The 2,067-nt window shown below is 47.8% G+C and carries 2 protein-coding genes and 1 pseudogene; 1 reads left to right on the top strand and 2 read right to left on the bottom strand.

The features are described 5' to 3' along the window. Positions 1–327: pseudogene (locus FDX03_RS03390) on the bottom strand (malate synthase A); the annotation flags it as partial. Between the two features lie 268 nt (positions 328–595). Then, complete coding sequence (gene metA / locus FDX03_RS03385; protein WP_003841431.1) at positions 596–1,525, bottom strand: homoserine O-succinyltransferase; 930 nt, start codon at positions 1,523–1,525, stop codon at positions 596–598. 157 nt (positions 1,526–1,682) lie between these two features. Here metA and FDX03_RS03380 point away from each other — a divergent pair. Next, the coding region (locus tag FDX03_RS03380; RefSeq protein WP_137345479.1) for an acetyltransferase at positions 1,683–2,067 on the top strand (385 nt) is incomplete at its 3' end.

The raw sequence follows: 2,067 nt of genomic DNA, 5'->3' as shown, positions 1-2,067 counted from the left end.
CGCGTTGAGCGCGTTGATGACCATCTTGCGCTCAACGGGTCCGGTGATCTCTACGCGGCGATCCAGTAAATCATCAGGAATACCGCGAATCTTCCAGTTACCTTCACGAATGGAAGCTGTTTCCGAAATAAAATCAGGCAACTTACCGTCATCAATATCCTGCTGTTGTTGGATACGTGCAGCCAGAAGTTTATTGCGTTTCGGCGTAAATCTTGTCACCAGTTCAGTCAGAAACTCCACCGCTTCAGCGGTCAGAATCTGCTGTTCCTGTTCGCCACGCGGCCTGGTGAAGACCAGTTCATCGGTTGTCGTTGCCTGTTGATTCATTGCGTAGTTCCTCGTCATTGATCCAATCACATCCCCAATGCGAACGAAGGATCGTTGTGCGGTTTTCGTTCAGCACAACTAAGACTACTCATTTAAATTTCAAAATCAAAAACAATTTCCATTTTTAATTTAAATATCAATTAACTCATTGATAACAATATAAATAAAATTTAATTACATGATGAGGTGCGTTTCGGAAATAAAAAAGGCACCCGAAGGTGCCTGATTCAACATGCTGAAACGCTTAAGGATCGTCTGCTACAGAAGATTAATCCAGCGTTGGATTCATGTGACGCAGATCATATGGCGTGATCTGATAGACGTAATAGTTGAGCCAGTTAGTAAACAACAGATTGCCGTGGCTGCGCCAGGTTGCCCGCGGTTTGTTTTGCGGGTCATCTTTCGGGAAGTAGTTATAGGGTACTTCCGGCGTTAAGCCCGCTTCGACGTCACGAAAATACTCACTGCCGAGCGTATGGGCGTCATACTCCGGATGACCCGTCACAAAGGCAATACGTTTATCTTTGCTGGCAAACAGGTAGGCATCTCCCTCTTCTGTCTCGGCAAAAATCTCGAGATCGGTGTAGTCCCGGATAAGCGCAGCAGGAAAATCGGCATAGCGCGAATGCGGAGCCAGGAACGCATCATCAAATCCGCGCGTCAGTAGCGCATGAGGGTGAAGAATATGGTGCTCATAAACACCTGAGAGTTTGTCCGTACGGGTTTGCTTAGGAATTCCGTACAGGATATTCAGCGCGGCCTGTACCGCCCAACAAACAAATAGCGTCGAGGTAACGTGATCTTTCGCCCATTCAAGCACTTGTTGAATCTGCGGCCAGTAAGCCACGTCATTAAATTCAACCAGACCTAACGGTGCGCCGGTCACGATCAGTCCGTCAAAGTTCTGATCGCAGATATCCTCGAAATTACAGTAAAAGTTATTCAGATGCTCCGTAGGGGTGTTACGTGACTCGCGGGCATCGATGCGCAATAGCTGAACATCTACCTGTAGCGGTGAGTTAGACAGTAAGCGCAGGAACTGGTTTTCCGTTTCAATCTTCTTGGGCATCAGGTTGAGGATGAGCACCTTCAGTGGTCGGATTTCCTGACCGGAAGCGCGGGATGTCGTCATCACAAAGACGTTTTCCTCACGCAAGAAATTGACGGCGGGTAGCTCGTCCTGCACGCGAATTGGCATAACCTGATAACCTCACTACATACGTTTAAACGTTTAGACATCCAGATAGCTGAAGATACCCAGGAATCATGCGAATGTCGAGTCTGCATCCTCAAGTTGAGAAAGTTTCACGGCCACTTGCTGTAGAATAGTGCAGCAAAGAAAAAAGGAGAATGCTATGTCCCTTACCATTCGTCGTTCGCGTAAGGACGAAGGCGATAAACTCGTATCTATCTGGTGTCGTTCAGTCGATGCGACGCACCATTTCCTCTCACCGGATTATCGCCTTGAGCTGGAAGAACTGGTACGTTCATTTTTACCAGAAGCTCCGCTATGGGTTGCAGTGACAGCACAAGATGAGCCTGTCGCCTTTATGCTCCTGACCGATCAGCATATGGATGCCCTGTTCGTCGACCCGGATGCACGTGGTCGCGGCGTTGGTAAGTTACTGATTGAACATGCTTTATCAATGACTTCAACGCTAACGACCAACGTTAATGAACAGAATAAACAGGCAGTTGGATTCTATAAGAAGATGGGATTTAGCGTGACGGGACGGACGG

Source organism: Citrobacter sp. wls827, from assembly GCF_005280875.1.
Lineage (GTDB): Bacteria > Pseudomonadota > Gammaproteobacteria > Enterobacterales > Enterobacteriaceae > Citrobacter > Citrobacter youngae.
This window is presented reverse-complemented; position numbering and strand designations above follow the sequence as displayed.

What these genes read in the sequence shown, in the direction of transcription:
- metA (WP_003841431.1), bottom strand. Translation starts at nt 1,525, where the DNA reads ATGCCAATTCGCGTGCAGGACGAGCTACCCGCCGTCAATTTCTTGCGT.